Here is a 1,184-nt window from a genome sequence, read left to right on the forward strand (position 1 = left end):
CACAAGCTAAATGCAAAAAAAGAGCGCTCAGATGCGACACAGATATTTTGTTCGCACTCAAATGGTGTAATCAAAATATATGTTTTTCTGCAATATAAATTTACTGATATAGAGTAATTACTTGTAATCATTTTAAAGTCGCCCAGCTATATCATGGAGGGAAAAGGATGAAACTCTCGATTAATAAAGATATTGATATTCGCTTAAATATTTTGATGCTTTCATACATGAAACATGGTAATGATTTTTGGGTTATAAAAGATGAAGAATCAAGGTTTTTTTATGTTAATAAGGCTACCATTCATTATAGTAATTTCTCTAAAGGTCTTTATATATAAGCTCTTTTAATAGTCAATGCTCTGTATCTGATTAGAATTTGAAGCAGTTATACAAGCAAATGATAAAAACGTAATGCAAAATCAAAAAACAATTCAAGTTTTCCATATTATTTTTTTAGATTATTTATTTGTTTAAAATATTATAAATTTTTAGACAGGTAAAAATATTTATTCTTAAATGTTTATTAAATCGTTTTATAATAATAAAAGACATTTATCGTCTTTAAATAGATTAAGGAGACATTGAATGCGGCTTTTGGATATGCCAGAGTGTCAACCAGTCAACAATCGCTCGATATTCAAATTAAAGCGCTTAAAGAAGCCGGTGTACGAGCAAATAGAATTTTTACTGATAAAGTCTTAGGTAGTCATACTAATCGGGACGGACTCAATCTATGGCACTGTTGCAAATATCGTGACGTGGTAGCCTTATTTGTTGGTGAAAGTCTGAACATTTCAAAAATCCTGTTCACCGGGTGCATCTCACCTAAGGGATAGCTGAAGTAAAACGACTTAGCCTGACCTTTACGCAGCGCCACCATTACTTCAATCCCTTTTATCGTGGCATAAGCAGTTTTCATCGATTTAAACCCCAGTGTGGCGCTGATTATCCGTTTCAATTTGCCATGCTCGCATTCGAGAAAATGTTATTTCGGTACTTAATCTGTCGATGCTCAACGTGAGACGGATATTGACCTTCACGTTTTAGCTGAACGAGCGTACGAGTGTATAGCTAAGCGACTTAATTTTGATGACATTATTTATATGAGCTATTCAATTGATTTTAGACGTAAAGTGATATTTACGGTGGAGGAAGAAGGGTTGAGTATCCGAGAAACAGCGAAG

2 pseudogenes are annotated in these 1,184 nt (G+C 33.5%); one reads left to right on the plus strand and one right to left on the minus strand.

From position 1 onward, the window contains the following. Nucleotides 1-581 precede the first annotated feature (581 nt). Nucleotides 582-734 (plus strand): annotated as a pseudogene (locus ARSQ2_RS01125) (recombinase family protein); the annotation flags it as partial. Nucleotides 735-790: 56 nt separating this feature from the next. On the opposite strand, the pseudogene ARSQ2_RS01130 reads toward ARSQ2_RS01125, so the two are convergent. Then, a pseudogene (locus ARSQ2_RS01130) lies at nt 791-1,068 on the minus strand (DDE-type integrase/transposase/recombinase); the annotation flags it as partial. Between the last annotated feature and the right edge of the window lie 116 nt (nt 1,069-1,184).

It is taken from the genome of Arsenophonus endosymbiont of Bemisia tabaci Q2, assembly GCF_902713415.1.
Taxonomy (GTDB): Bacteria; Pseudomonadota; Gammaproteobacteria; order Enterobacterales; family Enterobacteriaceae; genus Arsenophonus.